At 80.5% G+C, this 359-nt stretch carries 1 protein-coding gene; it reads right to left on the reverse strand.

From position 1 onward, the window contains the following. On the reverse strand, positions 1-302 hold a 302-nt coding region (locus F0L68_RS41690), incomplete at its 3' end, for a hypothetical protein (protein ID WP_223199650.1). Positions 303-359 lie beyond the last annotated feature (57 nt).

Below are 359 nucleotides of genomic sequence, written 5' to 3' on the forward strand. Positions count from 1 at the left end.
CGGGCGCGCTCGCCGGCGGCCATCTGCCGGAACCGGCCGATCAGCTCGGCGAACTGGCTGAGCGCGCCGGTGCGCAGCCGTTGCGCGAGCCTGGCGCGGGCGTCGAAGGACATGCGTTCGAGTTGGCCGGGCTCCACGCCCCACGCGCGCATGAGCGCGGCTTCCTCGCGGGCCTGCTCGGCTGCCTGGGCAGCGGCGTTGCGGGCGGCGGTGCGGATGCCCGGTGCCGCGGCGGACAGGGCCTGCGCGGCGGACAGGGCGGCCTGCTGCGCGGCGGCCTCCGTCGACTCGGCCGCGGTCATGGCCTGGGGGACGGGGGGGGGCGGCAGGGCCGGCCCCGGGCGGGCCTCCGCGGGCGG

This window comes from Solihabitans fulvus, from assembly GCF_008386585.1.
In the GTDB taxonomy this organism is placed as follows: Bacteria; Actinomycetota; Actinomycetes; order Mycobacteriales; family Pseudonocardiaceae; genus Solihabitans; species Solihabitans fulvus.